Raw genomic sequence first — 26,923 nt, 5'->3', positions numbered from 1 at the left:
CTTGTCACGCCAAACACCGGGCCTGGAATCGGCTCGGGCGGGGCTGGGTGGCAGGTGGGCCGGATGCCCTCCCGGCGGGTGGACAGGCATCAAGGCGGAAGTGGCCGGGGAGGCCGTGCTAGGTAAGGAGGCATGTCTGTCCGACGCCCCGAAATCCTCGCCCCTGCTGGTGACCTGGAGTCGTTGCGTGCCGCCCTCGCCAGTGGCGCAGACGCCGTCTACTTCGGGCTCGACGAAGGCTTCAACGCGCGGGCTCGCGCGGAGAACTTCTCGCTCGAACGGCTGCCGGAGACCGTGGGGCTCATCCACCGGGCGGGCGCGCGCGCCTACGTGACGCTGAACACGCTGGTGTTCGAGCCGGAGCTGCCCGTGGTGGAGCACCTGCTGCGCGGCGTGGCCAGGGCAGGGGTGGACGCGCTCATCGTGCAGGACCCGGCGGTGGCGCTGCTGGCGCGGGCGGTGTGTCCCCAGTTGGAGCTGCACGCATCCACGCAGATGACGCTGTCCAGCGCGGAGGGCGCGCGGTTCGCCACGGGCCTGGGCTTCACGCGCATGGTGGTGCCGCGCGAGCTGTCGGTGGCGGAGATCCGCCGGCTGGCGTCGCAGACGGACATCGAGCTGGAGGTCTTCATCCACGGCGCGCTCTGCATGTCGTGGAGCGGCCAGTGCCTCACGAGCGAGGCCTGGGGCGGCCGGTCCGCCAACCGGGGTCAGTGCGCGCAGTCCTGCCGGTTGCCGTACGACCTGGTGGTGGACGGCGAGACGCTCGACCTGGGTGAGGTGAAGTACCTGCTCAGCCCCAAGGACCTGGCGGGCGTGCGCGCGGTGCCGGAGCTGGCGGACATCGGCGTGCACAGCCTGAAGATTGAAGGCCGGCTCAAGGGGCCGCAGTACGTCTCCAGCACGGTGCAGGGCTACCGCCGCTGGCTGGACGGGGTGATGGCGGGGAAGCCCGACGGAGCGCGGCTGGCGAAGGACCTGGCGGAGATGTCGCTGTCGTACAGCCGGGGCTTCTCGCACGGGTTCCTGGCGGGCTCCGACCACCAGACGCTGGTGGAGGGACGGTTCCCGAAGCACCGCGGGCTGTACCTGGGCCGGGTGCATGCGGTGTCCGGCAAGGACGTGCTCGTGGTGCCGGACGACCGGCCGTGGACGGGCGCGCTGGGCCTGGGCGACGAGCGCCCGGAGGCCCCTGCGGGCAACGTGTCCGCGCCACTGACGGGCGAGCCGGATCCCGCGGACGTGGATCCGCGTCCGGGCATGGGCGTGGTGTTCGACGCGGGCGCACCGGAGGACAAGCACGAGCCGGGCGGCCCCATCTTCCGCGTGGAACGCGAGGGCGACGCGTGGGTGCTGGGCTTCGGGCATCCCGGGCCGGACCTGGGGCGCGTGGCGCCGGGGCAGCGCGTGTGGCTGAACAGCGACCCAGCGCTCGCGCGGCGCACGGGGGAGCTGCTCGCGGAGGGTGAGCCCGAGGGCCGCATCCCGCTGTCGCTGTGGGTGTCCGGCGTGGAGGGCTCGCCGCTGCGCGTGCGGATGAGCACCGGGCGGTTCACGCGTGAGGCCGTGGGCACGACGCTGCTCGCGCCGTCGCGAGGCGCGGGCGTGGACGCGGCGCTGCTCAAGGACAAGCTGGCCGCGCTGGGCGGCACGTCATTCCACCTGGCGGAGCTGGACGCGTCCGGGCTGGCGCCGGGGCTGCACCTGCCGGTGTCGGAGCTGAAGGCGCTGCGGCGGCAGCTGGTGGCGGAGCTGACGGCGGACGTGGAGCGCGGCCCCGCGCGGACCGTGAGCACGGAGGCGGTGGAGGCCGGCGTGCGTCAGGGATTGCTGGCGCGGGCGGCTTCGCGGCCGGCGGAGGAGGCGCCCCGGCTGCTGCCGCTGTGCCGCGATGAAGCGCAGTTGGAGGCCGTCATCGCGGCGGGGCTGGGCGAGGTGGAGCTGGATTGGATGGAGATGGTGGGGCTCCAGAAGGCGGTGGAGCGGGCGCGCGCGGCGGGGCTGCGCGTCACCATCGCCACGGTGCGCGTGCAGAAGCCGGGCGAGGAGGGCTACGACACGCGCCTGGACCGGCTGCGGCCGGACGCGGTGCTGGTGCGCCACTGGGGCGCGATGATGCACTTCCTGGAGCAGCCGGCGGGGGCTTCGCGGCCGGTGCTGCACGGGGACTTCTCGCTCAACGTGACGAACTCGCTGACGGCGGCGCACCTGCTGGGGTTGGGGCTGGACATGCTGACGGTGTCTCACGACCTGGATTCGGACCAGCTCTTCGCGCTGCTGGAGCAGGCGCCGGCGCACCGGTTCGCGGTGGCGCTGCATCACCACATCGCGACGTTCCATACGGAGCACTGCGTGTATTCACACACGCTGTCCAATGGGCGCGACTACAAGGCCTGCGGGCGGCCGTGTGAGAAGCACGCCATCGCGCTGAAGGACCGGTTGGGATTGGAGCACCCGGTCATCGTGGACGTGGGGTGCCGCAACACGGTGTTCAACGCGCAGGCGCAGAGCGCGGCGTCGCTGGTGCCCCGGCTGCTGGAGCGCGGAGTGCGCAGGTTCCGCGTGGAGTTCGTGCGCGAGACGCGCGAGGAGGCCACGCGCGTGCTGACCGCGTATCAGGAGCTGCTCACGGGCCGGCTGTCGCCCGCGGAGGCGGTGAAGCGCGCGGCGGTGCACGAACAGTTCGGCGTCACGCGCGGCACGATGCAGGTGCTCAAGCACCCGGCCGCGAACGCGCGCTGAGACACGGTGTGCGCCGGGGTCGCATTGTCCGTGCGATGCCCGGACTCCTAGACTCGATGTCCCCCCTTACAAGGACAATCGGGATGAGCATGAACAAGCTGCGTGGACTGGTGATGTTCGCGGCGCTGGGCTTCGGCGCGCTCGCGGGCTGTGGCGGCGTGGAGGAGAGCGCCGCGCCGGACATGGCTTCCGTCGAGCAGGACCTGCTGTACTGCCAGGACAACAGCGGCTGTCCGTCCGGTCAGAGCTGCATCAACTCGGCGTGCCGGCCCACGCCGCCGGGTGGCCGTGCCTGCGGGAAGATGGACCCTGCCACGGGCGAGATGTCCAACACCACGTATTGCACCGCGACGCAGATCTGCTGCCTGAACACTGGCACCTGCGTGAGCAACTACAACCAGTGCGCAGTTCCGTAGGAAACGGCTGACGCCATGGGGGGCCGGGCTCTGCTTCGAGCCCTGCCCCTCTTTTCATTCAGGCGATCTCGCGCTCAGGCCACGGCGGCGGATGGGGGCTCGGTCTTGGTGGACTCGAGGTTCACCGGCTCACCGTTCTCTCCCAGCACCACCGGGGCGATGCCCAGCTTGCGCTCCACCAGCGCGTGCCCCAGGTAGACGAGCGGCGTCAGGCCAATGGCCACCAGCAACTTCACCGCGTACGAGGTGAAGATGATCCGGAAGATGACCTCCCGCGGCAGCACGCCCGTCCAGGCGATGAACTGCACCACCACCGTGTCGATGAGCTGCGACACCACCGTGGAGCCCGTGGCCCGCAGCCACAACATCCGGTTGTTCGTCGCGCGCTTGAGCAGGTTGAAGACCGCGATGTCCAGGAACTGGGCCACCAGGTACGCCACCATCGACGCCATCAGGATGCGCTGCGAGCCGCCAAACACGTTGTTGAACGACGACGCCACCGTCCCGCTGTAGCCCTTCGCCTCCGTCATCGGCGCCCACGGAATCTGGCCCGCCAGCGCGATGATCACGAACGTGAAGATGGCCATGAAGAAGCCCACCCACGTCACGAACCGCGCGACCTTCTTGCCGTAGAACTCGTTGAGGATGTCCGTCAGCAGGAACGTCACCGGGAACGGCAACATCCCCACCGACATCACCGCCGGGATGGGCCCCAGGTGAACCTCGAACAGCTTCACCCCGATGATGTCGCCCACCACCAGCGAGGTGATGAACAGCCCCGCGAGCACCAAGAAAAGCTGAATCCGCCGGTCCAGGGTCATCCGTTGCGTCCTTCAAGAGCGAGGCGCCCCTAGAGCTAGCACACCCTCCGCCCTCGTCGCTTGGCCGCCCGGGGTCTACTCGGGCAGGTAGTACAGCGTGCCCGGCCCCACCGGCGCGCTGGCCCCGGGGGCGCTCCCTTCAGACAGCACCAGGCGCGGCCGGTACACGCCCAGTACCGTCTGCTCGGTCGCCGTTGGGTTGCCGTAGCCGTGCCCGAAGACGCCCGGTCCGTGGAACGCCATCCCCCGCCCCACCGGCTGCCCCTGCATCAGCAACCCCGCGCCCATCACCAGCTCCATGCCCTCCGTGTGCCCGTCCACACGCGGCGGAATGCTTCCGCCCGGATCCACCCGCAGCCGGTACACGCCGTAGGTGGCGCCCTCGTGGATGACGTCCACGTGGCCGAAGGGCTTCGCCTCCGTCCGGTACACCATCTCCTCCGAAGTCCGATGCACCTGGAGCGACGGGATGGCCCACCCTGTCAGCGCCTCCGGCTTGGTGACCCGCACCGTGGCCGCGTGCAGATGCGCGTGCGGCGCGGCATCCGTGGGCGGCGCCAGCAGGTAGCGGCACACCGCCTCCGCCGCGGACTCCAACAGCTCGAAGCGGCACGCATCCAGGAGGAAGCGCAGCTCTCCAGCCAGCCGTCCGTAATGCACCGTGTTCGCCAGCCTCCCGCCCACCGCCGCCTGCCGCGCGTCCAGGAAGAGCGCCACGTCCAGGCGCAGCGGCTGAGGCGTCACACGCTCGCGGTTGTAGAGGCCCACGATGACATCCACCGTGAGCCCGCGCAGCTCCATCACGTCCAGCGGGCGGCCCTGCGCGTCGGTCACCAGGGGGTGGATCCACACCGGTTCATGGCTCACAGCTGCGCGCTCCTTCCGCCGTCCAGGGCGATGACCTGTCCGGTGAGATACGGCGCCTCGCGCGCGAGGAACACCACCGTGCGCGCCACGTCCTCCACGCTGCCCTCGCGGCCCATGGGCACGCGCTGGAGCACGTCCTGGCGCGCGGCTTCGTCGTAGTGCTCCGGGAAGGCCACCACGCCCGGGGAGATGGCGTTGACTCGCACGTGCGGCGCCAGCTCCACCGCCAACGCTCGCGTCAGCATCACGAGCCCCGCCTTGCTCACCGAGTAGTGCGCGTAGTGGCTCACCGCCCGCTCCCCACCGATGTCGGTGAGGTGCACCACCAGCGGGTCCCTGCCCGCGCGCAGCGACGGCAACAGGGCCTGCGTGAGGAAGAAGGGCGCGTCCACGTTCACGGCGAGCATGCGGCGGTACTGCTCGCGCGTCACGGAGGCGAAGTCCACGCGTTCGTAGAGCCCCGCGTTGTGGACGACCACGTCCAGCGCGGGGTGCGCCTTCTGGACCCGAGCGCCCAGCGCGTCCACGGCCTCCGTGTCGGAGAGGTCGCCGCTGTACAGCGTGACGTTCCGGCCCAGCGCGCGCAGTTCGTCCGCCAGCGCCTCCAGCGGTTCCATGGAGCGGTTCGCGTGAAGCGCCAGGTCGTAGCCGGCGCGGCCGAGCGCGCGAGCCACCGCGCTTCCAATGCGCACGCCCGCGCCCGTGATGAATGCGGTCCCCATATGCGGGCCCTGCCTAACAGGCCCGCCCCCGAAAGGCACCCGGCGCCTTCACCCACCAAACACCGCGGGGCGGCACCTGGAGACCCCTCTCCAGGCACCGCCCCGCGTCCCCTGCTTCCCCTTGCGTCGTCCGTCCCTCGAATCCTCCGAATCCTCGCTACGGGTAGTAGACCACCGTCTGCCAGCGGCGCCCGGCGTGCGGCACCCAGACCCACTCCGTCACCGCCTGGTAGCCGCCCGGCACATAGCGCTGGTCGTAGTAGCCCGGCGTGCAGCGCACGTGGCGGCCGCGGCGGCCACGGGACACGCACTGCTCGGGGACCCAGACCTGCTCGTAGCGCTCCGGCACCCAGCGCTCCACCGTCTGCAGCTCGTAGCGGCCGCGCGAGTCCACCGGGCGCGGCATGGGGCCGTAGTTGCAGTTCGGGCCGCGGCAGCCCATGAAGCGGCGCGTCTTCGCGTCGTCATCGACGTAGCGGAACGCCTGGTCCCGCGGCGCTTCCCAGCCACCGCGGTGCTGCTCCTGGCCGCCCCAGCGCGCATCCGCCTGAGTCGGGCCGCGCCAGTCCGCCGCGAACGACGTGGAGGAACCGAGCAGCAGTGCACCGAAGGTCAGGGTCGCGAGTCCGAGCTTGAAAGCCATGTCTTCCATCCTCCGTCCGAGTTGCTTGTCCTGACTGACGGGGCCCCCGCCGGAACATTCAAATCCGGTCGGGTCTCCTCGAACCCCCGTGGCGGGGCCGGGGGGATGTGGGTACACCTCTTCCCATGTTCCACCGCGACGGCCCCACCTTCCGCGAGCTTGCACGGCAGGCCCTCACCTCCGTCGAGCACGGCTACGACCTGCTCGCCCCCAAGTTCGACCACACGCCGTTCCGCACGCCGGATCCGGTGCTCAAGGCCGCGCTCGCGCACGTGGGATCGCCCGGCAGCGTGGGAAGCGCGCTGGACGTGTGCTGCGGCACCGGCGCCGCGATGCGCGTGCTGCGCCCGCTGTGCCGCGAGCGCGTCGCCGGGTTCGACCTGAGCCAGGGCATGCTGGATGAAGCGCGGAAAAGGCTCGCGGATGCGCCGGGCATCGCGGCGCTCGACTTCGTGAGGGGGGACGCGTTGGCGCTGCCCTTCGACGCGGCGTTCGACCTGGTCACCAGCTTCGGCGCCTTCGGGCACATCCTGGAGGAGGACGAGCCGCGTCTCGTCGCGGGCATCGCGCGGGCGCTGAAGCCGCGAGGCCGTTTCGTCTTCGTCACCGCCCGGCCGCCGTCCGCGCTGAACCCCGGCTACTGGGTGGCGAAGGGCTTCAACGCCGCCATGCGCGTGCGCAACGCGCTCTGGAAGCCGCCGTTCGTCATGTACTACCTGACGTTCCTCGTGCCCCGCGCCCGCGTCCTGCTGGAGGCGGCGGGGTTCGACGTGGAGGTGCGCGAGGGCGACATGCCGGAGCCCTTCGGCCGGCTCGTCACCGTCATCGCCACGAAGCGCTGAAGAAGCATTAGGGCGCGGCCGTCGCGCCTTCGGACTCCGCGTACTCCACCGCGAGGATTTCGTACTCCACCGGGCCGCGGGGCCGCTCCACCAGCACGGACTCGCCGGCCTCCTTGCCCAGGAGCGCGCGCGCCAGCGGGGACTCCACGCTCAGCCGCCCTGCCTTCACGTCCGCCTCATCCGGGCCGACGATGCGATAGCGCATGCGCGCGCCGTCCTCGTCCTCCAGCACCACCCACGCACCGAAGAAGACGCGGCCCGCCTGCAACGGATCCGGCTCCACCACGCGCACGTCCTCCAGGATGGCGGTGAGCTCACGCGCCCGGCGTTCCCGCTCGCGCTTGCGCACGCCCGCTTCCAGCTCCGGCCAGTCCCGGGGTGCAGGCCCCTGCACCTCCAGCAGCTCCTCCTGGAGCGCGCGGTAGCCCTCCGGGGTGATGTAGCGCTGCTCCGCCGACGCCGACCGTGGGCGCGCGGGGGTGAGCCCCTCGTCGCCGCCTCCGTCTTCCTTGGTGAATGCCTTCGACATGGGCCGCTCCCTCCTCCCAGGAGATTTCTCAACGTTTCCCGGGATTTGCACGCCGGGTCTGCCCGCCCGCCCGCTTTCCATTGGTGCAATTTTACTGCTTGGACGGAATCCGTCAGAATCCCGACCATGCACCTCCCCCGAGCCATGCCTCGCTTCGAGCATCGCCTGGCCGTCCGTCTGCGCGGCATGCTGCCGCTCTACACGCGAGATGTGTCGGAGGGCGGCTTCTGCGCGGAGATGCTCCAGCCGATGAAGGCGGGCGATCTCCTGGAGGGCGCGTTGCTGCTGGGGGACGAGGAGGTCCCCTTCCAGGCCCAGGTCATGTGGGCCCGCCGCTCCGCCGGGGAGCGCACGCGGGGACGCTGTGGCGTGCGCTTCGTCACCATCGGCGGGGACTTCCAGCGGCGGCTGGGGGCGTTCAGGCGCTTGCAGGGCAGGCGCCTGATCCGCTGGTTCACCTGACGGCCGGAACTACCTGGCCGTGCTGGGGTTCGCCGGTACCGCGGTCTCCGACGGAGCACCGGGCGTCGCGGGCGTCGCGGGCGTCGCGGGCGTGGTGGACGGCTCCTGGGACGGCTGGGCCGGGGTGGTGATGGGGGCGCCTTCGGGCGCGGGGGCCTCACCGGAGGGCAACACCTGGAGCTTGTAGCCGCTCACTCCCTTGGGCAGCACGACCTCCACCAGCGGGTTCTCCTTCACCAGCCCCGGGTCGAGCTTGAGGGAGACCTCGCCGTTCTCGTCGCTGACGGCGTTCAGGTGGTTGCGGTACTCGCCGCCCAACACCTTGGCGCCCTTCACCGGCTTGCCCGTCGCGGCGTCCGTCACGCGCAGCACCACGAGCTGGTTCTCCTGGAGCGCGGAGGCGCCGTTCGCCTGCACGACGTCGTTGTAGCGCGGGCGCAGCGCGCAGCCGGACAGCAGCGCGGAAGAGAGGACGGCGACGGTCAGCAGGTTGCGGCGAAGGCTCATGGAATCCATCCAGGCTGGGAAGCGGTACGGCGGAGGCGCGGCAGCATAGCCGCCAACGACCGGACGCCAAGTCTCCGATGCGTTACGGCCCCCGCGTACGGCATCCGCTCCCACACCGGGTCGCGGAAATTCCCGGCGGGCAGGCAGGGCGTGCGCCCTCCTCCTCGAGGACCGGTGGAGCCGTCAGCCCTTCCACCCGCCCGCTTCCAGCACCATCTCCAAAGGGTCCGGGCACCGTCCTTCCCCCGCCCGCACGGAGGCCAATGCGCCATGGATGAGACCTATCCGGAGAAATCCAAACGCGCCGCGCGTCCGAGCCGCCGCTCCCCGCTGGAGAGCAAGCGGGTCGACTACGCGGAGAACCCGCCCGACATGCGCGTGGAGGAGAGCAGCGTCGTCTGGAAGCACAACCGGTTCGACGTGAGCGTGTTGACGATGGTGCTCATCAGCGCCGTCACGTTCTTCATCCCGTTGTTCAACGGCTTGCTGGCCGGCGCGTTCGGCGGCTTCCACGCGGGACGTCCCCGCCGGGCGATGGCCGCCGCGCTCGTCGCCTCGGTGGTGGTGCCCGTCGCGTTCTACGTGGCCTTCAACGTCTTCAGCGTGGGCTCCGTGCGCGTCTTCTACGGCCTGGGCTGGACGAACTGGACGATGCTGCACGTCATCGGCCTGTTCATCGGAGCCCTCTGCGGAGCGGCCAGCCGCCCGATGTTCAGCGGTGAGCTGCCCATCGTCCTCTCGCCGCGCGTCAGCGGAGCTCCACTCCTAGCGCAAGGCGATGTCGCGCCAGTCCTTCCGGAAGGCTCGCGAGACTTCTCCCAGGACCTGCCCACGACGCAAGTGTCCCCTCCCAGTGGACCTGTGCGCGGGGAGTGAGCAGCACGCTCCAGCGGGCGATGCGCCCCAGGTACCACTCCACCTGGAGCGTCGCGTCCGCCTCGTGCGTGAAGCCCGGCGTGATGCCCGTGCGCCACGCCGGCACGTACGTGGCCTCCAATCGCAGCGCGCTGTTGCCCGGACCGGGCAGGCCCAGCCGATGGGCCAATGACAGACGGGGCCCCACCGTGGGGACCGTCTCCCCTTGGTTCCAGGCCATCGTGGCCTGGGCGCCCAACCCCACCGCCAGGAAGGTGTCGAAGCGCTCCGAGGCCGCCACCACGCCCAGCGCCTCCGCCTCCACCGTCGCGCGGTAGGGCAACGGGCGGTCGATGTCCGTGGACATCTTCGCCTCGGCGCCCCAGCCCAGCGAGTCGGAGAACGTCCGTTGCTGCTGGGGCAGTTCGGGCATCAGCGTGCGGTAGCCCACCAGCGTCAGGCGCGAACCGAGGATGCGCGGCACGCCCCAGCGAGGCTCGACCGACAGCTCTCCGTCCAACACGCGCAGCTCGCTGCTGGACTGGAAGCCGTGCAGGCGCGCGTCGCCCAGGGCCTCGTTCATCGCGGAGGTGCGCAGGCTCACCACGGGCCGCGCGGCGCCCACTTCCGGGAAGTCCACACCGCCGCTCACCACCGTGCGGGCCGCACCGGATTCGCGCAGCGCGCCCCGGGCCCAGGTGGCCTCCGCTTCCATCTTCTGTTGGTGGTCTCGCGAGAGGAAGGCGCGCGGATCCACGTCCGCGAGCGGTCCGTCGTTGAGCGCGCCCTGCGCTTCGGTGGCGGCGGCGAAGGCGGCTTCGGTGTGCTCGGCGCGGACCAGGGTCTTGAGTTCGTCCGGCGTGGGCAGGCGCTTGGTGGCGGTGTCCAGGGCCTGCTGGAGCAGGGCCGTGCGGTCGAGCACCGCGAGCTTCCGCTGCATGGCGTCCTCCTGCTCGAAGAGGCGCTGCCTCTCATTGACGCCCTGGGCGGCGCCGCCCTCTCCCTTCAGGTCAAGGGAGATGAGGCGCTCGCGTTCGATGGCGAGCTTCTCCGCTTCGGATTGATCCACGGCCGCGCGCTCCACGCGCACCGCGTGCGCCACGTAGGCGTGCAGGGCATCGCGGGCTTCAGCGCGCGCGGTGGGCGGCGCGGCAGCGAGTGCCGTCGTCACGGCGTGCGGCAGGTGTCCGTAGGCCTTCCGGCGCACGTCGGGTTCGGGAGACTGGAGGCGGCCGTGCACGTGGTGCAGGGGCGCGAGAGCGTTGGGCGGAAGCAGTGAGGCCAGCTTCGTGAGCAGCCGCTCCTGTTCGACGAGCGCGCGGCGGGCGCGGTCTCCCGTGGATTCAAAGGCGTCCGGGAGGTGCTCCAGGAGCGGCACCGTGCGCCCGTTCGCGTCCACGACGTTCGTCTTCGCCAGGGTGTCCAGCGTGGCGGTGGGCAGGACCCACAGCATGCCGGGAGCGCTCACGTGACGGCCGTTCTCCAGCGAGCCATTGAGGAGGAAGAGGAGCGCGGCGGCGCAGTTGTCGGTGAAGAAGTAGTAGCCCAGGTAGCCGCGGCGCTCGAGTTCCCAGATGCGCTCCAGCATGCGCTGGGATTCGCCGGGCGTGAGGTTCAGCCGGAAGCGGCGGATGGTGCGCTGCTCCAGTTCCAGCGATTCATGGGTGACGTCACCCAGGGTGCCCGTGAGGAAGACGGTGCTGTAGCCGCCCGTCATTCCCTTCATCAAATAGTTCAGGCCCTTCTCCTCCATGCCGGTGAGGGCCACCAGTTGCACGACCCGCTCGAAGCCGGGGCCCTGCACCGTGGCGCCTTCGCGCCAGACCGGGCGCAGGAGGAGGTGCCCGAAGAGGGACTGAGGCTGCCGGCCCGTGGCCGCGACGAGCAGGACCTCCAGGTGGGAGAGCGCGTCGGCTTCCGCCCAGGCGTCGAAGGCCGGGCAGTCACCCTTCGCGGGCAAGGTGCCCAGGCGCGCTTCCGTGAGGAACTCCGATACGGCGCGCGTCTTGGACAGCTCCTGACAGCGCACCTGATCATCCTCGGGCAAGGCGTCCGGGCGCAGGGACTCCACGGGGACGAACAGCTCCTCCGCGAACGTGACGAGGTCCAGTGACGCGCTGACCTGGCCCCGGGCGCGGCTGAAGGCGCCCGCGTAGGTGATGCTCGCGGACTCCTTCCACGTGAGGGGGCGCTCGAAGGGGAGCAGCCATCCGTCCAGCCTGCGCCACTGGGGACGCTTGCTCCAGCCGCGCGCGTCGTCCCAGCGCTGCATCACGGCATGCACCACGGCGCGGCGGCGCCACAGGTGTTCGGCCTCCGTGTCGGTGAGCCGTGACAGGCGCAGCGTGGCGCGGCGTTCCTCGGAGGGGGCGTAGCGGTAGAGGTGGAACTGCTCGCGCTGCTCCGACCAGTCGGGACGGGCCTGCGTGCCGTCACCCAGCCCCAGGGGCGCGGGCTCCGCGTGGAGCACGAACTCCAACCGGCCTCCGGGCGAACGGCGCATCGCGGGAGGCAGGGCGGCGAGCCCCGCTTCCACGTCCGAGACCAGTGCGGCATCCCGCGCCGCGGCGCCGCGCAGGACGATGCCCGCCGTGGCCTCCAGTGCCGCGACCCGCGAGGCCAGGACGGTTTCCATGGACGCCTCGTTCAAGAACGCAGGCACCGCGAGGTGGCCCAGGGGTTCTTCGGACGAGGTGTCCTGTCCCTGCGCACTCACGGCCCACAGCAGCACCGTGAGCCATCCCATCCGCGCTATTCGAGGCCTCACTGGAGGGCCTCGGCCGCTTGGGTCGCTCCTTCCTGCTCCAGGAGGAAGGCCTGCCGGTCCTCTTCGAGCCGCGGCTCGGTGCGCGCCAGCGCTCCCACGCGCTCCAGCCATGCGCGGGCCCGCTCGGGCGTCAGCGTCTTCGCCTCCGCCATCATCAACAGCTCCTTGCGGTGCGTCCGCAAAAGCTTGCCGAAGACATCCAGGTTCTCGCGGCGGATGCGCGCCGCCTGCGCCAGGTCGTCCACCGTCGGGCCCGCGCCCAGCGCCAGGTCCTCTCGCAGCTGGTGCGTACGGGCCCGCAGGTACACCTGGGCCACGTGCCCCACCTCCTTCGGCGAGGGCCGCTTGCCCTTGCGCCGCGCTGACCGCTCGTACGACTGCCAGATGACGATGCCCAGGCCCATCACCGTCAGCGCCACCGTGGCCGTCGACAGGAGCTGATTCTCCCGGCCATTGCTGCTCTCGCTGCGCGTGCGCGAGTCGTCGCCCTGATCCACCTGGTTCGACTCGCTGGTGCCCGCGTTGCTGTGCTCGCTGGACTCGGAGCTGTGTTCGCTGGAACCGGAGTGGCTGGAGCCCTCTTCCGAGCTGTGGTCACTGGAGCCGGAGGAGTTGCCCGAGTCCGACTTGCTCGAATCCCCCTGGCTGGAGTTGCCCGAGTCCGAGTCGCTGGATTCACCCGAGCCCGACTCGCTGGAGCCCTCGTCGCTGGAGCCGTTGGAGCCCGACTGGCTCGAGTCCCCACCGCTGGAGTTGCCCGAGTCCGACTTGCTGGAATCGCCCTGGCTGGAGTCTCCCTGGCTGGAGTTGCCCGAGTCGGACTGGCTGGAGTCGCCCTGGCTGGAGGCGCCCGACTCCGAAGAGTTGCCCGAGTCCGAGGCATCCGCGGCCCGCAGACCCGCGGAGGGCGTGCGACAACCCACGGCGAGCACCAACATCGACGCCGTCACCACGCGCTTCCACGAAGACTTCGTCCGCATCCATCCCCCTCGAAAGGGCGCCACCGGGCCTGGCGCCAGCCAGTGCCCTAGCCAACCGCATGCCGGGCCCTGGATTGTGCATTATCGAGAGGTTGGTGGATCGTCTGACGCGACACGGCGCGAAAATACAGCCCCGGGGTGCGTCGCGGACTTCGCGCCCCCCGCCTCCACCGCGGCCTTGGCTACGCGAGCCGTGCGCTGCCGGGTTCACTCCGAGGGTGGCTGACCCGCTCCTCCAGGAAGAGACGTTTCAGATAGGGATTGAGGAAACGTCCCTCCGGGTCCAGTTGCTCGCGCACGCGCTGGAAGTCGTCCCAGCGGGGATACAGGTGTTTCAGCGTCGCCGCCGTCTGCGTATGCAGCTTGCCCCAGTGCGGCCGGCCGCCGTGGTTGCGGAAGATGGCCTCCGCGCCCGAGAAGTAGGGCTCCAGCGGCATGCCCCGGTATTGATGCACCGCGATGAAGGCGCGGTCCCCGCCGTGCGCCGGGCTGAGGAACACGTCGTCGCCGCGCACGAAGCGGTACTCCACCGGGAAGTGCACGGGCAATTGCTCGCGCGTGATGTATTCAGACAGCTCACGCAGGCAGTCCGGCCCCCGCTCCACCGGCACGGCGTATTCCATCTCCTGGAAGCGCACGAGGCGCGGCGTGGCGAACAGCGTGTGGCTCTGTCCCGCCAGCACTCCCTCCGACGCCAGCTTCGCGGACAGCCGGCTCACTGGCGCGCACCACGCGGGCCGCATCCGGCACGCGCGGCTCACCGCGCCGAAGACCGCGTTCTCCATCACCATCTCGTTGAGCCAGCGCCCCACGCCCACCCCGTGCGGGGTCTCGTCCGTGAGGTCCATCGCCTTCGTCATCACCCGGTCGGAGTGCGGGAACCAGAAGAACTCGTAGTGCCGGTGGCGCGCCCTCGCCTCATCCAACCCCGCGAGGCATTCCTCCAGCCCCAGGTTCCGCCGCGTCAGCCGCAGCCGGTACGCGGGCAGGAGCCGCAGCCGCACCCGCGTCACCACGCCCAGCGCGCCCAATGACACACGCGCGGCCTGGAGCAGTTCTGGAGACGCGTCCTCCGAGCACGACACCTCGTCCCCGCCCGCCGTGACGAGCGTCATCGCCGCTGCCTGCGTGGAGAGGATGCCCAGCCCCACGCCCGTCCCGTGCGTGCCCGTGCCCAGCGCGCCGCCCAGCGACTGCTTGTTGATGTCGCCCAGGTTCTCCATCGCGAGCCCGTGCGACGCGAGCAGCGTCCCCAGCTCGCGCAGGCTCGTGCCCGCCCACACCACGGCCTCGCGCGTGCGCTCGTCCACGGACTCCAGGCCCCGCAGCGCTTCGAGCGACACCATCGTCTCGTCCGTCGCGCACAGCGGCGGGAACGAGTGGCCGCTGCCCACCACGCGCACGGTCCGCGCCTGGGCACTGGCGTCGCGGAGCGCGGCCTTCAGCGCGTCCACGGAATCCGGTTGGAGGAAGCCGGACGGATGGGCCACCACCGCGCCGGACCAGTTGCGCCACGTCTTCACCTTCGCCGCATCGGTCGTCATGCCGTCACCCCCAATCACCCCGGTAGGTCGGAACTTCCTCCACGACGCGGCCATCGGAGATGAGCAGCAGCGTGCGGAAGTGCTCGCACACCTCGCCCGCCTTCGCGTGCCGGAAGAACACCGGTGCGCCCAGGGGCAGCGGCACCGGGCCCGTGTATGCGATGGGCGTCTGCACCTCGCCCGCGCCTTCCAGCGGGAGCAGCTTCGCGCCCTCGGGCAGGTAGGGCACGGGCAGCTTGTCCACGCCCGCCGAGCCGGAGGCCACATAGCCTCCGCCCTGCAACGTGAAGAGGCCCGGCCCTGGACGCCGCGTGACGGGGATGGCGAACGCCACGGCGGGCTGGTGGTGGAAGCCGCGATAGCCGTCGAAGAGCGCGGGCGAGTACAGGCCACTGCCCGCGGTGAGCTCGGTGACGCTCGAGTCCTCGCGCGTGGACTCCAGGCTGCCGGTGCCTCCTCCGTTCACGAAGCGCGGTGCGAAGCCCGCGTCCTTCAGCGCGGCCACCACCGCCTGCCTGCGCGCGTGCACCCGGCCCACCGAGCCCCGCTTGAGCGCGCGGATGACCACGTTCTTGGGCCCCGCGTGCGGAGCGGCGTCGGGCACGCCCGCGAGCTGCGCCTCGTAGCCCATGACGCCCGCGAGGAAGACGGCATCCCCGTCCGCCGCGATGCTCCGGGCCACCGCCAGCGCGTCCTCCGGCGAGCGCACCGGCGAGCGGTGCACACCGAAGCGCAGGCCCGGCAGGTCCACGGACAGGTCCACGTCCAGGCACAGTGGCGCACGTGTCCCCTGCCGCCGGGCCGCCCGGGCGGCGAGCGCCACGTGCTCGGCCGAGTCCACCATCAGCGTCACGGGCGCTGGTGGCCGGCACAGCTCCGCCAGTGCCTCGGCATCCACGACGGGGTAGCCCATGAGCAGGTCGGTAAAGCCGCGCTCGCGCAGGCGCACGGCCTCGTCGGCGCTGAAGCACATGAGGCCCTGGAAGCCGGGATGCTTGTCGAGCACGCGCCGCAGCAATGCGACGCACCGCACCGACTTGGTGGCTATCCGCACCGGCATGCCCCCGGCGCGCCGCAGCAACGCCGCCGCGTTCTCGTCCAGGAGGTCCACGTCCGCGAAGGCCAGCGGCAACCGCCGCCCCTCCAGGGCCCGGGCGTACCAGGCGTAGTCACGCGGCATGTCAGGGCCTCCGGGCGCGGTCGATGGGAGCGGTCATCATCGCCGCGCTCCGTCACGTTCGGGTGTTGGATGGCACCGGGCGCGTGGGGTGGTGGACAGGCGGGCGGGAGGAGTCAGAAAAGGGGCAGCGCGCCGGACATTCCTGGGGGAACGCCCGGCGCGCGCACACACGGATTCTTCGACTCCTGGGTCGGCCCACCCCCCCGGAAGGGCACGGAAAGCCATGGTGCCGTCAGCCGAAAGTCATTTCTATTGAGGAAATCACGCGAGTCCTAAACGACTCGGGGGGCTGGGAATCACTTCCCACCTGGACAGGCGGAAGAAGCACTGATTCCACTCCCGACCTCACAAGTCTTCCAATTGGCCCCAGCGGATATAGTAAGCAAATCGTGATTGATTTGATTTCCGAGGACCAACGCCTGTTGCAGGAGATGGAGGGCCTGCTGGAGGGGTTGGAGCCCGGCTCCGAGGCCCTGCCGACGGTCCTCACCACGCTCCGCGGTGCCCTGCGCGCGGAGCGGGCGGCAGCCTACGGCGTGGATGTAGGCCCGGACCGCTATCACACGGCCTTCGTGCACGGCGTGGGTTTCCCCCAGCCGTCCTCGGTCCTGGCGGAGGCCTTCGACGCCTCCCTGCCGCCGGCGGGGAGCCGCTTCGGCTATTTCGATCCCGCGCGGCCGCCGCTGGCCCAGCGCAACCGGGCGATGCGCTTCTCGCCACTGGGCATGACGGAGCCCCTGCGGGCCCTGCCCATCACCGGCGAAGGCGAGGGGCCGCTTTGGGAACGGCTGGGATTGACCGAAGTGGAGTGGGAGCACGCGCGGACACAGCTGGCCGGGTCCGTCTCCAATCTGTACCGGCAACTGGGATTGGAGCACCTGGCACAGATGCGGGTGCTGGTGTGCGAAGGCGACATGATGCTGGGTTGGGTGGGCGCCTTCCGGGCCGAGCCCTTCACGGAGCGGGAGCAGCGGCTGCTCCAGGCGCTGACGCCCGCCATCCAGCGGCGGATGGCCATGGACCGGCGGCTGCGCGAGGCGGGTCTGTTGGGTCCGGCCCTGGGTGCGGCGCTGGAGGTGCTGGGGCGGCCCGCGTGGGTCGTCACCTTCAGCGGCCGGGTGATGCACGCGAACAAGGCGGGACAGGCGCGGTGGGACCAGGACTCCCAGTCGTTGGCGGCGCAGGTGCGTGAGTGTCTGCGGAGCCCGCCGGGCACGGGGCCGCTGTTCTCCTCCGGTCCGCTGCGCACGCAGGGGCTGCCGGACCACTACCTGGTGCTGGACCCCGGACCGCCGATGGAGCCGACGTCGCGCCTGCCGGTGCTGACCCAGCGCTGGGGGCTCACCGCTCGCGAGGCGCAGGTGCTGGAGCACGTGGTGCAGGGAGAGACGAACAAGGCCATCGCCCTGCACCTGGGCTGCGCGGAGCGCACGGTGGAGGTGCACGTCACGCACCTGCTGAACAAGGCGCAGGTGGAGAGCCGGTCCGCGCTCATCTCGCGCTTCTTCCAGTCCTGATGCGCCGGTGGGCACCGCCCGGGCATGACTAGGATGGAAGGATGGACGAGGCGCTCTTGAGGAAGGCGTTGGCTCGCGCCGACGCGGCGGTGGCGAAGGGGCCGCATGCGATCGCGGCGGATGGCCAGCGCCGCACGCTGCACGTGGCGATGGGAGACCCGCAGGCGGACTTCGACCGGGTGTTGTCCATCCTCTCGCTGCACGGGCTGCTGGACGGGGACGGAGGGCTGCGGCCGGACGTGTGCCTGGTGTCCGTGGGTGACTACTTCGACTGGGGCCCGGCGGCCGACCGGGAGCGCGTGGCCCGGAGTGCGCTCCGGCTGGTGGCGTGGCTCGCGTCCCATCCGGCGGATCAAGCGGTGATGCTCCTGGGCAACCACGACCTGGGACGCGTGGGGGAGCTGGCGGACTTCACCGATGCGACCTTCCGCGCCGCGCAGGTGGATGCGGACCGGGTCTACGCGGCAGATGCCACCGACGCGGCGGCGGAGCGGGCCTTCCTCCAGCGCTGGCCCGGGTTGCCGACCGCGGAGCTGGCGGCGCGCGACTTCAGCACGTGGACCGATGAGCAGCGCACGTGGGTGGAGCACCTGCTGCGTGCACGGAGGTTCCGCGTGGCGCATGCGGCCGGGGATTCGCTGCTGGTGCTGCACGCGGGCGTGACTCGTGAGGACCTTCAGCTCGTGGGGCTCGAGCCTGAGCGGTGGGCGGATGCGCGCGCGGTGGCGGAGGCGCTCAACGGTGTGATGGACCGGGCGGTGGACGCTTGGAAGGGCGGGCCGCTCGTGCTGCCGGGGCTGCACCATCCGGGCAATGCGAAGGATGGCGAGGGACTGGGCATCTTCTACCAGCGGCCCAGCCTCGCGGCCGAGGATGCGGAGCGCGTGCGGGGGACACCCCGGCGCAGGTTCGATCCCCGGCGGCTGCCGCTGAGTCTGAGCCAGGTGGTGGGCCACACGCGAGACAAGCGGGTGCGTGAATTGGTGTCACCGGGTCCCGCGCGCGACGGGGTGCTGCGACATCTGGTGACGGACGGGACGCGAGTGGACTACGCGCACGGTCCGCCACCCACGACGGGCCCGGGTGAAGGCGTGATGGTCTTCACCGACGGCGCCATGCGCGAAGGCCGCGCGGAGGACTTCGAGCTGTTCGACCTGGATGCGCGTCGCGCGGTGCCGTTGGTTCCGTGATGGGTTCGCGCGCCGCTTCCGCAGGGTGAGCGCTCCTGCTCGCGCGCAGCGATGACACACGCGGTGCCGCGCCTTCTCTCCAGCACGCGCGAAGGTGGAGGCTGTTCGATAGCGGCATCTCCTCGCGTGTGCCTCATGAGGGGCGCACGCGAGGGTGGACGACACGGAGGCCTGTGTTACGGCGCCGCACCCGGAACGGCGGCCGGGGTCTTGAGCCCTGCGAGCTTCTTTTCCAGCGCCTCCACCTGACGCGGAGACACCTGCGCGGCGGGCAGCGTCTTCGCGAAGGTCAGCGCCTCCTCCAGCGTCTTCACCGCGCCCGCCGTGTCCTTGCGCGCGACCTGGATGTCCGCGCGGCCGGAGAGGACGGACAACCGCCGCGCGCCCTGCACCCGCGCCAGCGCCCGGTCGTTCGCGGCGAGCGCGTCGTCGAGCCGGCCCGACAGCCGGTACAGCGTCGCGAGCCGCGCGGGCGGGTTGTAGTCCTGCGGCAGGTCCTTCTCGCTCTGCTCCAGCGCGGGGATGGCCCGCTGCGGCTGCTCCAGCGTCATCGCCGCGAGCATGCGGTGCGAGTCGAACACCGTGCGAGCCTCGGGGTTGGGCGCCTTCGCGGCCTCGCCCTCCAGGAACGTCAGCCACTCCTGGGCCACCTGCTTCGCGCCCGCCGTGTCCTTGTCCTGCTTGCGCGCCTCCACCAGCACCTCGTACAGGCCGGAGCGGTCATCCGCCTCCATGTCGATGGCGGGCGGAGCGAGCACCTCGCGCGCCTTCGCCTCCAACGTGTGGCGCAGGTCCGCGGCCTCGGGGGTGCCTTCGGGAATGGCCAGCGCACAGGTGAGGCCGTTGAGGACGCCGTTGGCCAGGTTGAGCGAGCGCGGCACCCTGGGCAGCTCCGCCACCGCCTTCTGCGCGCAGGGCACGTACTGCTTCGCTCCGTACTGCGCCATCAGCAGCGACTCCAGCGCGCGGCCCCGGCGGGACCAGCCGGCGGGGGCTTCGGCGAGCGCGAGCGACAGGGCCTCGGCGGCCTCCGCGGGCTTGCGCTCCCCGTAGAGGGCATCGCCGCGGGCGAGCAGCGCGTCCGCGCCGGTGGCACCGCCCTGGTAGGCACGCTCGCCGTCTTCAAAGAGGCGCTCCAGCTGCGGCACCGTCGCGCTGCCGGCGAAGCGCAGCAAGGCCTTCTCCTCGCGCGGGTCGATGATGAAGAAGGTGGGCCAGAACTCCACCGGGTACTTCTCCTGGAACGTCGCGTTCTGGGTCAGGTCGGTGTTGAGCTCCAGCCACACGAAGCGGTCCGCGTGCTTCGCCAGCGCCTTGTCCGTGAAGACGTACGCGCGCATGGAGCGGCAGGTGTGACACCAAGGCGCCCAGGTGTCGACGAACAGGGGCACGCCCTTCGCCTTCGCGTCCGCGAGCGCGCGGGCGTAGTCATCCGGGATGAAGGGCAGCGGGCCTTCGGAATGGGCCTCGGCGGGCGCGGGCGCGTTGGTGTGCGTGGCCGTGCAGGCGATGGACCCCGACAGGAGCAGACAGGCGAGGAGGGAGCGCATGCGGCGCACCCTAGCGCGCCTCTCCAGGGGTGTCCCCGGTGGACAGTGCGCGCACACTTGTCTGGGCACCCTGCGCCGTGCGTGATGTCTTGCGTGTGGCCCCTATGCCCATGAAGGACCCTCGCGCCCTGCGCACCGCCCTCGCGTCCGCCCTGGACGCCCTGCCCGCCTCCGAGCGCTTCCCCGATGGCGCTGACGCCGACATGGCCCGCCGCCTGGCCGAACGCCTGCGCCGCGACCTGCTGCCCCGCCTGGCCTCCGGCGCCGACGACGCCCCGCTGCTCCTCGTGGCCATCGCCGGGCCCAACAACGTCGGCAAGTCCACGCTCTTCAACGCGCTGGCGAAGGCGTCCCTGTCCCCCGCGCGCCCCGAGGGAGGACTCACCAAGCAGTGCCTGGCCGCGGCGAACCCGGAGACGTGGACCGGCGCGCTGAAGGACGTGCTCACCCAGCGCTACGACATCGTCCCGGTGGCCGACGGCACGGTGGCGCCCGTGGACGAACCGGGACCGCCGGGCCGGCTGTACCTGGTGCTGTCGGACGCGGTGCCGCGCGGGCTGCTGGTGATGGACACGCCGGACTTCGACAGCGTGTACCGCGACAACCGCGAGCGGGCCGAAGCGCTGCTCGTCACGGTGGACGTGCTGGTGTTCGTGGTGAGCCGCCAGACGTACCAGAACGCGGCGCTGGTGGACTTCCTGCGTGCGGCGGTGGGCCACGGCAAGCCGTACCTGCTCATCTACAACGAGGCCACGCGCGAGGAGGTGGCGCGCGGTCACCTGGACAAGCTGGCCCAGGACGTGGGCCACCCGCCGCTCGCGCGCTACCTGGCGCCGCACCAGCCGGACGTGGAGGCGGGGCTGAAGCCGCTGGCCACGGAGGCGCTGGATGGACGGCCGCCGCTCGCCGCGCTGCTGGGAAAGGCGGAACATGCGCGCGAGTTGAAGGCACGGGCGCTGGAGGCATCGCTGTCGGATGCGCGCTCGGAGCTGGACGCGGTGGCGCGGGCTGCGACCCGTGCGGCTCGCGAGCCGGAGCGGCTGAGACAGCGGCTGAGGCATGACCTGCAAGGCATTGGCGCGCAGGCGGCGCTCAAGGCCGTGCCCGCGGACGTGCTGGTGGATGCGTTCCGCGACGAACTGGATGCGCGCAGCACCTTCCACCGGTTCGTGCGCCTGCCGTTCCGGGGGCTCGCCACGGCGCTCACGTTCGTGAGCCGCAAGGTGCGCGAGTCATTCACCGGACCCCAGCCCCATGAAGCCCTGCCCACGCAGGCGGTGGATGAATCGCTGAAGGACGGGCTTCGCAGGCTGGTGGATGCCTTCGCGCCGGAGGTGGCCGCCTGGCGCGGGGACGCGGAGACGCGGGAGAAGCTGATGCAGGCCCTGGGGCCCGCGATGCTGGGCCGGCTGGATGCACCGCTGGACCTGGACGCGCTGCACGCGCACGCGGCGGACCGGGCGACGCTGTATGACTTCTGCCGTCAGCTGGTGGGCAGCGAGCTGCAGGGCGGCATGCGCGAGGAGATGCTCCAGACGCTCACCACGCTGGTGTACTCGGTGCCGTCCGGGGCGGCGGCGGTGGTGACGGTGGCCACCGGCGGCCTGGGCCATGACGCGGTGGTGTGGGCGGGGACGCTCCTGTCCACGCCGCTCCTGGAGCGCTTCGTGGACCTCCTGGGTGCCCAGGTGCGCGCGACGGTGACGCGCAAGTGGGCGGACGCGCACGGGGCCACGCTGGCGCAGGCGATGGAGACGCGCTTCTTCGCGGACCTCCTGTCCCACCTGGACGCCCAGGCGGAGGGCTGGCTGCGCACCGCGGCCACCCTGGAGGCGGCGCGGCGAGCGGCGGAGTAGGCGGCCGGTTCCCGACAGGCCGCCTCCTTCGGGATGGAGGCAAGACTTCGTGCCTCGTCGCCATTGATGCGTCATGCTGGATCCGCCATGACCGGTCCGGGCCCGGAGGCGGGTTCACCTCTCATCCTTTCGTTCCGTCACCTGCTGACCGAGTCCGTCAGTGCGTTCCTCGACGAGGCGGACATGACGTGTCCGCAGACGGCGGACGCGCTCAGCGAGTTGCTGGTGACGCTGTCGCGCTACCGCGAGGAGGGCGCGCTGCTGTTCCCCACCGCGTTCCTGGGCGATGACCTGGGCGCGATGATGGAGCTGCTGGGCGGGCACGACCCGATTCCGCTCGGTTCGGGGCCGCGCACCCGCGCCACCATCCAGCGGGCGCTCAAGCAGTGCGCGCCACTGGGACAGGGGCGCTGGTGGGCGCTCTACCTGCTGCGCGAGCCGGCGGGCCTCACCTACGGCATCTTCCGGACCGACCCGTTCCCCCTGGCGGAGACGCCGCTGGAGCGCCTGCGGCACGCACCGGATCGCGGCGTGCACGTGGTGGGGGTGTTGCAGCTCGCGGACAACATCATCGAGCTGCGCGGAAGCGGCGGGTTGTGCCGGCACGTATACCTGTCCGGTGCGCGCATCGACCTGGAGCCGCCCTCGGTGGTGCTGGATGCGCTGGCGAGCGCGGTGACCGAACAGGTCCTGCCCTCCAGCCGCGAGTACGCACGCGGCTTCTTCCGGCGGGTGCTGTTCGAGGTGATGCAGTCCTCGCACGGCACGCTGGTGGCGGTGCTGCCGCGAGAGCGCGCGGGTTCGGCGCTGTTCGTGGACGGCATCCTGTTGCCCCGGCCCATGGACGTGGTGGCGCTGCTGGACCGGCACCACACGACCCAGGACGGCAGTGCGGCGTCGGCGGTGCGGGCCACCGCGCAGCTCCTGCGCGGCATGATGGCCACCGACGGCATCACCGTGCTGCGCGCGGACGGATGCATCCTCGGGTACAACGTCTTCGTGCGTCACCCGGAGACGCTGACCCGGCAGCCGGGCTTCTTCGGCGGGGCGCGGCGGCGGACGTACGAGGTGCTGTGCGCGGCCCTGGGCAACGAGCTGGCCGCGGCGTTCATCCGTTCGCAGGATGGGGATGTTGCCTGCCGTCGCGTGTGACGCTTCCGGCACGGTGACGGTTTCCTGTTTTGCACGCTGTCCGGATTGATTGCGGCTCCGAGGGGTGGAGGACCCTGGAGGTCGCATTCGTGCATGGGGACTCGGGACGTGGTCGGAAGGTTGAGAACGTCAACCAAATCTGGGAGGCTGCGCGGCGCCTTGCGCACCGCTCCCCTCCCCCTCCGCGCCTATGCCGCGCTGTCCCTGCTCGCTGTGTGCCTCGCGAGCGCGCCCGCCGTGGCGCAGAAGCTGCCGGCCGTGGTGGTGACGGGGGCACCGGCAGTGCCCTCTCCGGTCAACGATATCGGCACGGGGCTCTGCATGGCGTCCAGCGTGTGGACGCGCACCGCGAACGAGTTTCCGCAGAGCCAGTCGCTCTACACGGAAAGCCTGAACGCATACATGGAGGAGAACAGCGGGACCCGCATGACCTCCGTACTGCGCTCCGCGTTCGACCTGTCGAACAACCTGAACGATGGTCGAATCCTGAGTTATGGAGATTTCATCAACGTGGTCTCGGGCTGCTCCCAGGGTGGTTGCCCCTTCCACTACAACGATTCAAGCACGCGCTTCGTCTCGCGCTTCCGCGGTTACCTGAATGTCACCCCGGCCATGGTCGGGCGCGCCCTGCACTTCGGCTTCTACGCCGACGACGCCATCAGCTTCGTTCTGTTCGACAAGGCCAGCAAGCGCTACGACGTCATCATCCGCCCACCGGAAATCGGGGCGCCGACACGGCGCACCACCAACTCCGTCACGTTCAACCAGTCCGGGCTCTATCCGCTGGAGCTGCTCTACGTGCAGATCGTGGAACACTCCGCACTGGAGTTCTCGGTTCTGGACGGAGCATTCACAGACTTCGACCGCCCAGCAGGCCAATCTCCGGTCATCCCGCTCAACTCTTCTGGGTTCACGCTGGTTCAACCCGCCCAGTTCTTCCAGACCGAAACCGGCCGGCCGTCCTTCCCGGACAACCTGGACCAGTGCGTCCAGTGCAACCGCCAGTTCGCGAACCAGCCCGGCAACGGCAGTTGCGGTCCGTCCTACTACTGCAACTCCGCTGCGCTCTGCGCGCCCTGTGACACGAACCTCCTTTGCGGCGACACGTGCTCGCCATGCGGACCGACCGCGCCCATCTGCGCGCAGGTCAACGGTCAGTTCACCTGCGTCGCGTGCACCCAGAACAGCGACTGCGCCACGGGCCGCTGTGACACCGCCACCAACGTTTGCACGGGCTGTGTCCGCGACTCCGACTGCGGATCCGGACAGGTCTGCGACGAGCCGAACTTCACCTGCGTCCAGTGCACCTCCGACGCGGAGTGCCCCGACAGCCAGGTCTGCGACCTCACCGCGAACTCCTGCGTCGAGTGCAACGAAGACACCCAATGCGACCGCGGCGAGTCGTGCTCCAACCACGTCTGCACGCCCTGCAACACCAACGACGCCTGCGCCGGCAACTCCTGCAACTGCTGCCCCAATGGCACCCAGTGCGCCGCGCCCACCCCCGGGGCCCCTCCCTCCTGCGTCGAGTGCACCACCGACAGCCAGTGCTCCAACGGCCAGCGCTGCGACCCCCTGAACGGCACCTGCGTCGACGCCGTCCCGGAGTGCAACACGTCCGACCGCTGCGGCCCCGGCTGCTCCAAGTGCCCCGGCGAACGACCCTACTGTCTCGACGGCGAGGTCTGCGTTCAGTGCCGCAACGACCTGGAATGCGGCGATGGCCAGTTCTGCCTCAGCGGTGAGTGCAGTTCCTGCACCACCGACAAGCGCTGCGGCCCGCGCTGCGACGCCTGCGGCGAGGACACGCCGTTCTGCCTCTCCGATGGCACCGTGCAGAACAGCGTGTGCGTGGGCTGCGTCAACGACTCCGACTGCGGCAGCGGCACCTGCGACCCCGCCACCCGCACCTGCTCCAACACCGGCGCCTGCGCCGTGACGTGCTCGGAGGGCCTCGTGTGCGACGGCTCCGCGTGCGTCGAGTGCTTCGCCGATGCCCACTGCCCCTGCGGCGGCACCTGCGACCTCACCACCAGCACCTGCCTCGAAACCTGCGCCGACAGCGGCGACTGCCTGGGCGTCGAGTTCTGCTCCGCCGAAACCCAGCAGTGCGAACGCGGCCGCCGCAAGCCCGGCACCGAACCCCAGGGCGGCGCCTTCTGCTGCGGCACCACCGCCGAGGACACCCCCACCGGCAGCACCGCCATGCTGGTCACCCTCGCCCTGGGCTTCCTCTTCCTGCGCTCCGCCCGCCGCGTCCGATGAAGCCCTCCCGCACGCCGCTCCTCCCGCTGCTGCTGGCCCTCGCGCTGTCCACCGCCGCCCACGCCGCGCCGGATCCGCGCTTCAACATCCAGGTCTTCCGCCCGTCCGGCGCGCCGCAGGACCTGGTGATGGTCACCCAGTCCCGGCCCCTGTCCCACCTGTCCGTCTCCGCCGGGCCCTACTTCAGCTACTCCATCAACCCGCTCTCCCTCGTCCCCAAGGACGGAGACCTGGGCTCCATCAGCCTCGTCGGCAACCGGCTCCAGCTGGATGTCATGGCCACCGTCGGCCTCTTCGACTGGGCCGAGGTCGGCGTGGACATGCCGCTCGTGCTCCTGCAGGGCGGCCAGAACCTGGAGGTCATCGGCACCGAAGGGCCCGTGGAGAGCTTCGCCCTGGGCGACCTGCGCCTCGTGGGCAAGGTGGCCATCCCAGGCCTGCGCCGCCCCGCGGAAGGCCACGGCTGGGGCGCCGCGCTCACGCTCAACGTCAGCTTCCCCACCGGCGTGCAGGAGGCCTTCGCGGGTGACGGCGAGCTCACCTGGGCGCCAGGCCTGGTGCTCGACTACCGCTTCGAGTCCGGCATCCTCCTCGCCTTCAACGGCGGCTTCTGGAAGCGGCCGGACGTCATCTTCAGCGGCACGCAACTGGGGGACATGGCCCCGTTCGGCCTGGGCACGGAGGTGCCCCTGTTGCGCGGCAGCGGCATCACCGCGCTCGGCATGGTGAACGGCGCCTTCGGCCTCAAGAAGGCTCCCGGCCAGGAGCGGCAGATTCCCGCGGAGCTGCTCATCGGCCTGCGCTGGTACAGCTCGCTGGGCGTCACCTTCACCTTCGGCGGCGGCCTGGGCTGCGGCTGCTCGCTGGCGTCGCCGAACCTGAGCTTCTTCACGTCCATCATCTGGGTGCCCGCCAAGACTCGCGAATGGGAGGCCATCGAGCGCTTCAAGGAGCCGCCCCCGCCGCCTCCGCCGCCCGTGGATCCCGACAACGACGGCGTCATCGGCGAGCGCGACCGCTGCCCCAACCTCGAGGGCCCGGTGGAGAACAGCGGCTGCCCGGACACCGACGCGGACTCCGACGGAGTGGTGGACCGCATCGACAAGTGCCCGGACGTCCCGCAGGGCAAGCGCGGCCGCGACGGCTGTCCGCTCGCGCGCACGTCGGGCAACAAGATCGTCATCCTGGAGCAGGTGAACTTCGCCACCGACCAGGACGTCATCCTCTCCGAGTCCTATCCCGTGCTGGAGGAGGTCGCGCGGGTGATGGAGGAGAACCCGAAGATGGACCGCATCCTCATCGAGGGTCACACCGACTCGCGCGCCAGCGACCAGTACAACCTGGAGCTGTCCAAGCGCCGCGCCGCCAGCGTGAAGCGCTTCCTCATCGAGACCGGCGTCGCCGCGGAGCGCGTGTGCTCGCAGGGCTTCGGGCGCAGCATGCCCGTGGCCGACAACGCCACGGAGGAAGGCATGGCCCTCAACCGCCGCGTCGAGTTCACCATCCAGCCGCCGAG

Annotated in this window: 21 protein-coding genes; 10 read left to right on the top strand and 11 right to left on the bottom strand. The window is 70.8% G+C overall.

Translation table 11 applies throughout. From position 1 onward, the window contains the following. The first annotated feature begins 132 nt into the window (after nucleotides 1-132). Entirely contained in the window at nucleotides 133-2,742 is a 2,610-nt protein-coding gene (locus D7X32_RS12475) for a U32 family peptidase (protein WP_120602755.1), read from the top strand. A gap of 83 nt (nucleotides 2,743-2,825) precedes the next feature. Beyond that, entirely contained in the window at nucleotides 2,826-3,158 is a 333-nt protein-coding gene (locus D7X32_RS12470; RefSeq protein WP_120602754.1) for a hypothetical protein, read from the top strand. Between the two features lie 74 nt (nucleotides 3,159-3,232). Here D7X32_RS12470 and D7X32_RS12465 read toward each other — a convergent pair whose 3' ends face one another. From D7X32_RS12465 to D7X32_RS12450, 4 genes are all read right to left on the bottom strand, one after another. Further along, nucleotides 3,233-3,979, bottom strand: coding sequence for a queuosine precursor transporter (locus tag D7X32_RS12465; protein WP_120602753.1), 747 nt, complete (start codon nucleotides 3,977-3,979; stop codon nucleotides 3,233-3,235). Between the two features lie 75 nt (nucleotides 3,980-4,054). Further along, the gene (locus tag D7X32_RS12460; protein WP_120602752.1) at nucleotides 4,055-4,846 is read right to left on the bottom strand and encodes a dihydroneopterin aldolase; all 792 of its coding nucleotides are present in this window, start codon (nucleotides 4,844-4,846) and stop codon (nucleotides 4,055-4,057) included. Beyond that, on the bottom strand, nucleotides 4,843-5,568 hold the full coding sequence (locus tag D7X32_RS12455) for an SDR family oxidoreductase (RefSeq protein WP_120602751.1): 726 nt from the start codon (nucleotides 5,566-5,568) through the stop codon (nucleotides 4,843-4,845). Before D7X32_RS12455 ends, D7X32_RS12460 begins: the two co-directional genes overlap by 4 nt. A 157-nt stretch (nucleotides 5,569-5,725) precedes the next feature. Beyond that, nucleotides 5,726-6,211 carry a hypothetical protein gene (locus D7X32_RS12450; RefSeq protein WP_167506470.1) on the bottom strand — a complete coding sequence of 162 codons (486 nt, stop codon included), beginning with the start codon at nucleotides 6,209-6,211 and terminating at the stop codon, nucleotides 5,726-5,728. Between the two features lie 125 nt (nucleotides 6,212-6,336). Between D7X32_RS12450 and D7X32_RS12445 the strand changes: the two genes are divergently transcribed. Further along, nucleotides 6,337-7,053: a class I SAM-dependent methyltransferase gene (locus tag D7X32_RS12445; RefSeq protein ID WP_120602750.1), complete on the top strand. Its 717-nt coding sequence runs from the start codon at nucleotides 6,337-6,339 to the stop codon at nucleotides 7,051-7,053. 7 nt (nucleotides 7,054-7,060) lie between these two features. Here the strand turns inward: D7X32_RS12445 and D7X32_RS12440 are convergent, their stop codons facing one another. Beyond that, nucleotides 7,061-7,582: a GreA/GreB family elongation factor gene (locus D7X32_RS12440; RefSeq protein WP_120602749.1), complete on the bottom strand. Its 522-nt coding sequence runs from the start codon at nucleotides 7,580-7,582 to the stop codon at nucleotides 7,061-7,063. Between the two features lie 126 nt (nucleotides 7,583-7,708). On the opposite strand from D7X32_RS12440, the gene D7X32_RS12435 reads away from it, so the two are divergent. Next, nucleotides 7,709-8,044: a PilZ domain-containing protein gene (locus D7X32_RS12435; protein WP_120602748.1), complete on the top strand. Its 336-nt coding sequence runs from the start codon at nucleotides 7,709-7,711 to the stop codon at nucleotides 8,042-8,044. A 9-nt stretch (nucleotides 8,045-8,053) separates the two neighbouring features. Here the strand turns inward: D7X32_RS12435 and D7X32_RS12430 are convergent, their stop codons facing one another. The 5 genes from D7X32_RS12430 to D7X32_RS12410 form a co-directional block, all read right to left on the bottom strand. Beyond that, nucleotides 8,054-8,551 carry a hypothetical protein gene (locus D7X32_RS12430; RefSeq protein ID WP_120602747.1) on the bottom strand — a complete coding sequence of 166 codons (498 nt, stop codon included), beginning with the start codon at nucleotides 8,549-8,551 and terminating at the stop codon, nucleotides 8,054-8,056. A gap of 748 nt (nucleotides 8,552-9,299) precedes the next feature. Further along, nucleotides 9,300-12,041 carry an Lnb N-terminal periplasmic domain-containing protein gene (locus D7X32_RS12425; protein ID WP_244238978.1) on the bottom strand — a complete coding sequence of 914 codons (2,742 nt, stop codon included), beginning with the start codon at nucleotides 12,039-12,041 and terminating at the stop codon, nucleotides 9,300-9,302. A 128-nt stretch (nucleotides 12,042-12,169) separates the two neighbouring features. After that, nucleotides 12,170-13,153: a hypothetical protein gene (locus D7X32_RS46685; RefSeq protein ID WP_244238977.1), complete on the bottom strand. Its 984-nt coding sequence runs from the start codon at nucleotides 13,151-13,153 to the stop codon at nucleotides 12,170-12,172. A 182-nt stretch (nucleotides 13,154-13,335) separates the two neighbouring features. Further along, nucleotides 13,336-14,697: a D-arabinono-1,4-lactone oxidase gene (locus D7X32_RS12415; protein ID WP_120602745.1), complete on the bottom strand. Its 1,362-nt coding sequence runs from the start codon at nucleotides 14,695-14,697 to the stop codon at nucleotides 13,336-13,338. 4 nt (nucleotides 14,698-14,701) lie between these two features. Next, the gene (locus D7X32_RS12410) at nucleotides 14,702-15,877 is read right to left on the bottom strand and encodes an alanine racemase (protein ID WP_120602744.1); all 1,176 of its coding nucleotides are present in this window, start codon (nucleotides 15,875-15,877) and stop codon (nucleotides 14,702-14,704) included. A gap of 389 nt (nucleotides 15,878-16,266) precedes the next feature. On the opposite strand from D7X32_RS12410, the gene D7X32_RS12405 reads away from it, so the two are divergent. Together D7X32_RS12405 and D7X32_RS12400 are read left to right on the top strand one after the other, a co-directional pair. Next, the gene (locus D7X32_RS12405) at nucleotides 16,267-17,394 is read left to right on the top strand and encodes a helix-turn-helix transcriptional regulator (RefSeq protein ID WP_167506469.1); all 1,128 of its coding nucleotides are present in this window, start codon (nucleotides 16,267-16,269) and stop codon (nucleotides 17,392-17,394) included. Between the two features lie 41 nt (nucleotides 17,395-17,435). Then, the gene (locus tag D7X32_RS12400; RefSeq protein WP_120602742.1) at nucleotides 17,436-18,584 is read left to right on the top strand and encodes a metallophosphoesterase; all 1,149 of its coding nucleotides are present in this window, start codon (nucleotides 17,436-17,438) and stop codon (nucleotides 18,582-18,584) included. Between the two features lie 176 nt (nucleotides 18,585-18,760). Here the strand turns inward: D7X32_RS12400 and D7X32_RS12395 are convergent, their stop codons facing one another. Beyond that, nucleotides 18,761-20,134 carry a thioredoxin family protein gene (locus D7X32_RS12395; protein WP_120602741.1) on the bottom strand — a complete coding sequence of 458 codons (1,374 nt, stop codon included), beginning with the start codon at nucleotides 20,132-20,134 and terminating at the stop codon, nucleotides 18,761-18,763. A 110-nt stretch (nucleotides 20,135-20,244) separates the two neighbouring features. Here D7X32_RS12395 and D7X32_RS12390 point away from each other — a divergent pair, with 110 nt between their 5' ends. The 4 genes from D7X32_RS12390 to traB form a co-directional block, all read left to right on the top strand. Then, nucleotides 20,245-21,990, top strand: a complete 1,746-nt coding sequence (locus tag D7X32_RS12390; RefSeq protein WP_120602786.1) for a GTPase — start codon at nucleotides 20,245-20,247, stop codon at nucleotides 21,988-21,990. A gap of 87 nt (nucleotides 21,991-22,077) precedes the next feature. Next, nucleotides 22,078-23,142, top strand: a complete 1,065-nt coding sequence (locus D7X32_RS12385) for a hypothetical protein (RefSeq protein WP_120602740.1) — start codon at nucleotides 22,078-22,080, stop codon at nucleotides 23,140-23,142. Between the two features lie 93 nt (nucleotides 23,143-23,235). After that, nucleotides 23,236-25,407 carry an outer membrane exchange protein TraA gene (gene traA / locus D7X32_RS12380; RefSeq protein WP_120602739.1) on the top strand — a complete coding sequence of 724 codons (2,172 nt, stop codon included), beginning with the start codon at nucleotides 23,236-23,238 and terminating at the stop codon, nucleotides 25,405-25,407. Next, nucleotides 25,404-26,923: outer membrane exchange protein TraB (traB, locus tag D7X32_RS12375; RefSeq protein ID WP_147450122.1), on the top strand; the 1,520-nt coding region annotated here is incomplete at its 3' end. The genes traA and traB, both read left to right, overlap by 4 nt.

This window comes from Corallococcus carmarthensis (assembly GCF_003611695.1).
GTDB lineage: Bacteria > Myxococcota > Myxococcia > Myxococcales > Myxococcaceae > Corallococcus > Corallococcus carmarthensis.
Note: the sequence above shows the minus strand (reverse complement) of the source record. Positions and strands in the feature narration are given on the sequence as shown.

Bases quoted from the DNA above. Each gene is read 5' to 3' on its own strand.
- D7X32_RS12475 (WP_120602755.1), top strand. From the start codon at position 133: ATGTCTGTCCGACGCCCCGAAATCCTCGCCCCTGCTGGTGACCTGGAG.
- D7X32_RS12470 (WP_120602754.1), top strand. From the start codon at position 2,826: ATGAGCATGAACAAGCTGCGTGGACTGGTGATGTTCGCGGCGCTGGGC.
- D7X32_RS12465 (WP_120602753.1), bottom strand. From the start codon at position 3,979: ATGACCCTGGACCGGCGGATTCAGCTTTTCTTGGTGCTCGCGGGGCTG.
- D7X32_RS12455 (WP_120602751.1), bottom strand. From the start codon at position 5,568: ATGGGGACCGCATTCATCACGGGCGCGGGCGTGCGCATTGGAAGCGCG.
- D7X32_RS12450 (WP_167506470.1), bottom strand. From the start codon at position 6,211: ATGGCTTTCAAGCTCGGACTCGCGACCCTGACCTTCGGTGCACTGCTG.
- D7X32_RS12445 (WP_120602750.1), top strand. From the start codon at position 6,337: ATGTTCCACCGCGACGGCCCCACCTTCCGCGAGCTTGCACGGCAGGCC.
- D7X32_RS12440 (WP_120602749.1), bottom strand. From the start codon at position 7,582: ATGTCGAAGGCATTCACCAAGGAAGACGGAGGCGGCGACGAGGGGCTC.
- D7X32_RS12435 (WP_120602748.1), top strand. From the start codon at position 7,709: ATGCACCTCCCCCGAGCCATGCCTCGCTTCGAGCATCGCCTGGCCGTC.
- D7X32_RS12430 (WP_120602747.1), bottom strand. From the start codon at position 8,551: ATGAGCCTTCGCCGCAACCTGCTGACCGTCGCCGTCCTCTCTTCCGCG.
- D7X32_RS12425 (WP_244238978.1), bottom strand. From the start codon at position 12,041: ATGGAAACCGTCCTGGCCTCGCGGGTCGCGGCACTGGAGGCCACGGCG.
- D7X32_RS46685 (WP_244238977.1), bottom strand. From the start codon at position 13,153: ATGCGGACGAAGTCTTCGTGGAAGCGCGTGGTGACGGCGTCGATGTTG.
- D7X32_RS12415 (WP_120602745.1), bottom strand. From the start codon at position 14,697: ATGACGACCGATGCGGCGAAGGTGAAGACGTGGCGCAACTGGTCCGGC.
- D7X32_RS12410 (WP_120602744.1), bottom strand. From the start codon at position 15,877: ATGCCGCGTGACTACGCCTGGTACGCCCGGGCCCTGGAGGGGCGGCGG.
- D7X32_RS12400 (WP_120602742.1), top strand. From the start codon at position 17,436: ATGGACGAGGCGCTCTTGAGGAAGGCGTTGGCTCGCGCCGACGCGGCG.
- D7X32_RS12395 (WP_120602741.1), bottom strand. From the start codon at position 20,134: ATGCGCTCCCTCCTCGCCTGTCTGCTCCTGTCGGGGTCCATCGCCTGC.
- D7X32_RS12390 (WP_120602786.1), top strand. From the start codon at position 20,245: ATGAAGGACCCTCGCGCCCTGCGCACCGCCCTCGCGTCCGCCCTGGAC.
- D7X32_RS12385 (WP_120602740.1), top strand. From the start codon at position 22,078: ATGACCGGTCCGGGCCCGGAGGCGGGTTCACCTCTCATCCTTTCGTTC.
- traA (WP_120602739.1), top strand. From the start codon at position 23,236: ATGGGGACTCGGGACGTGGTCGGAAGGTTGAGAACGTCAACCAAATCT.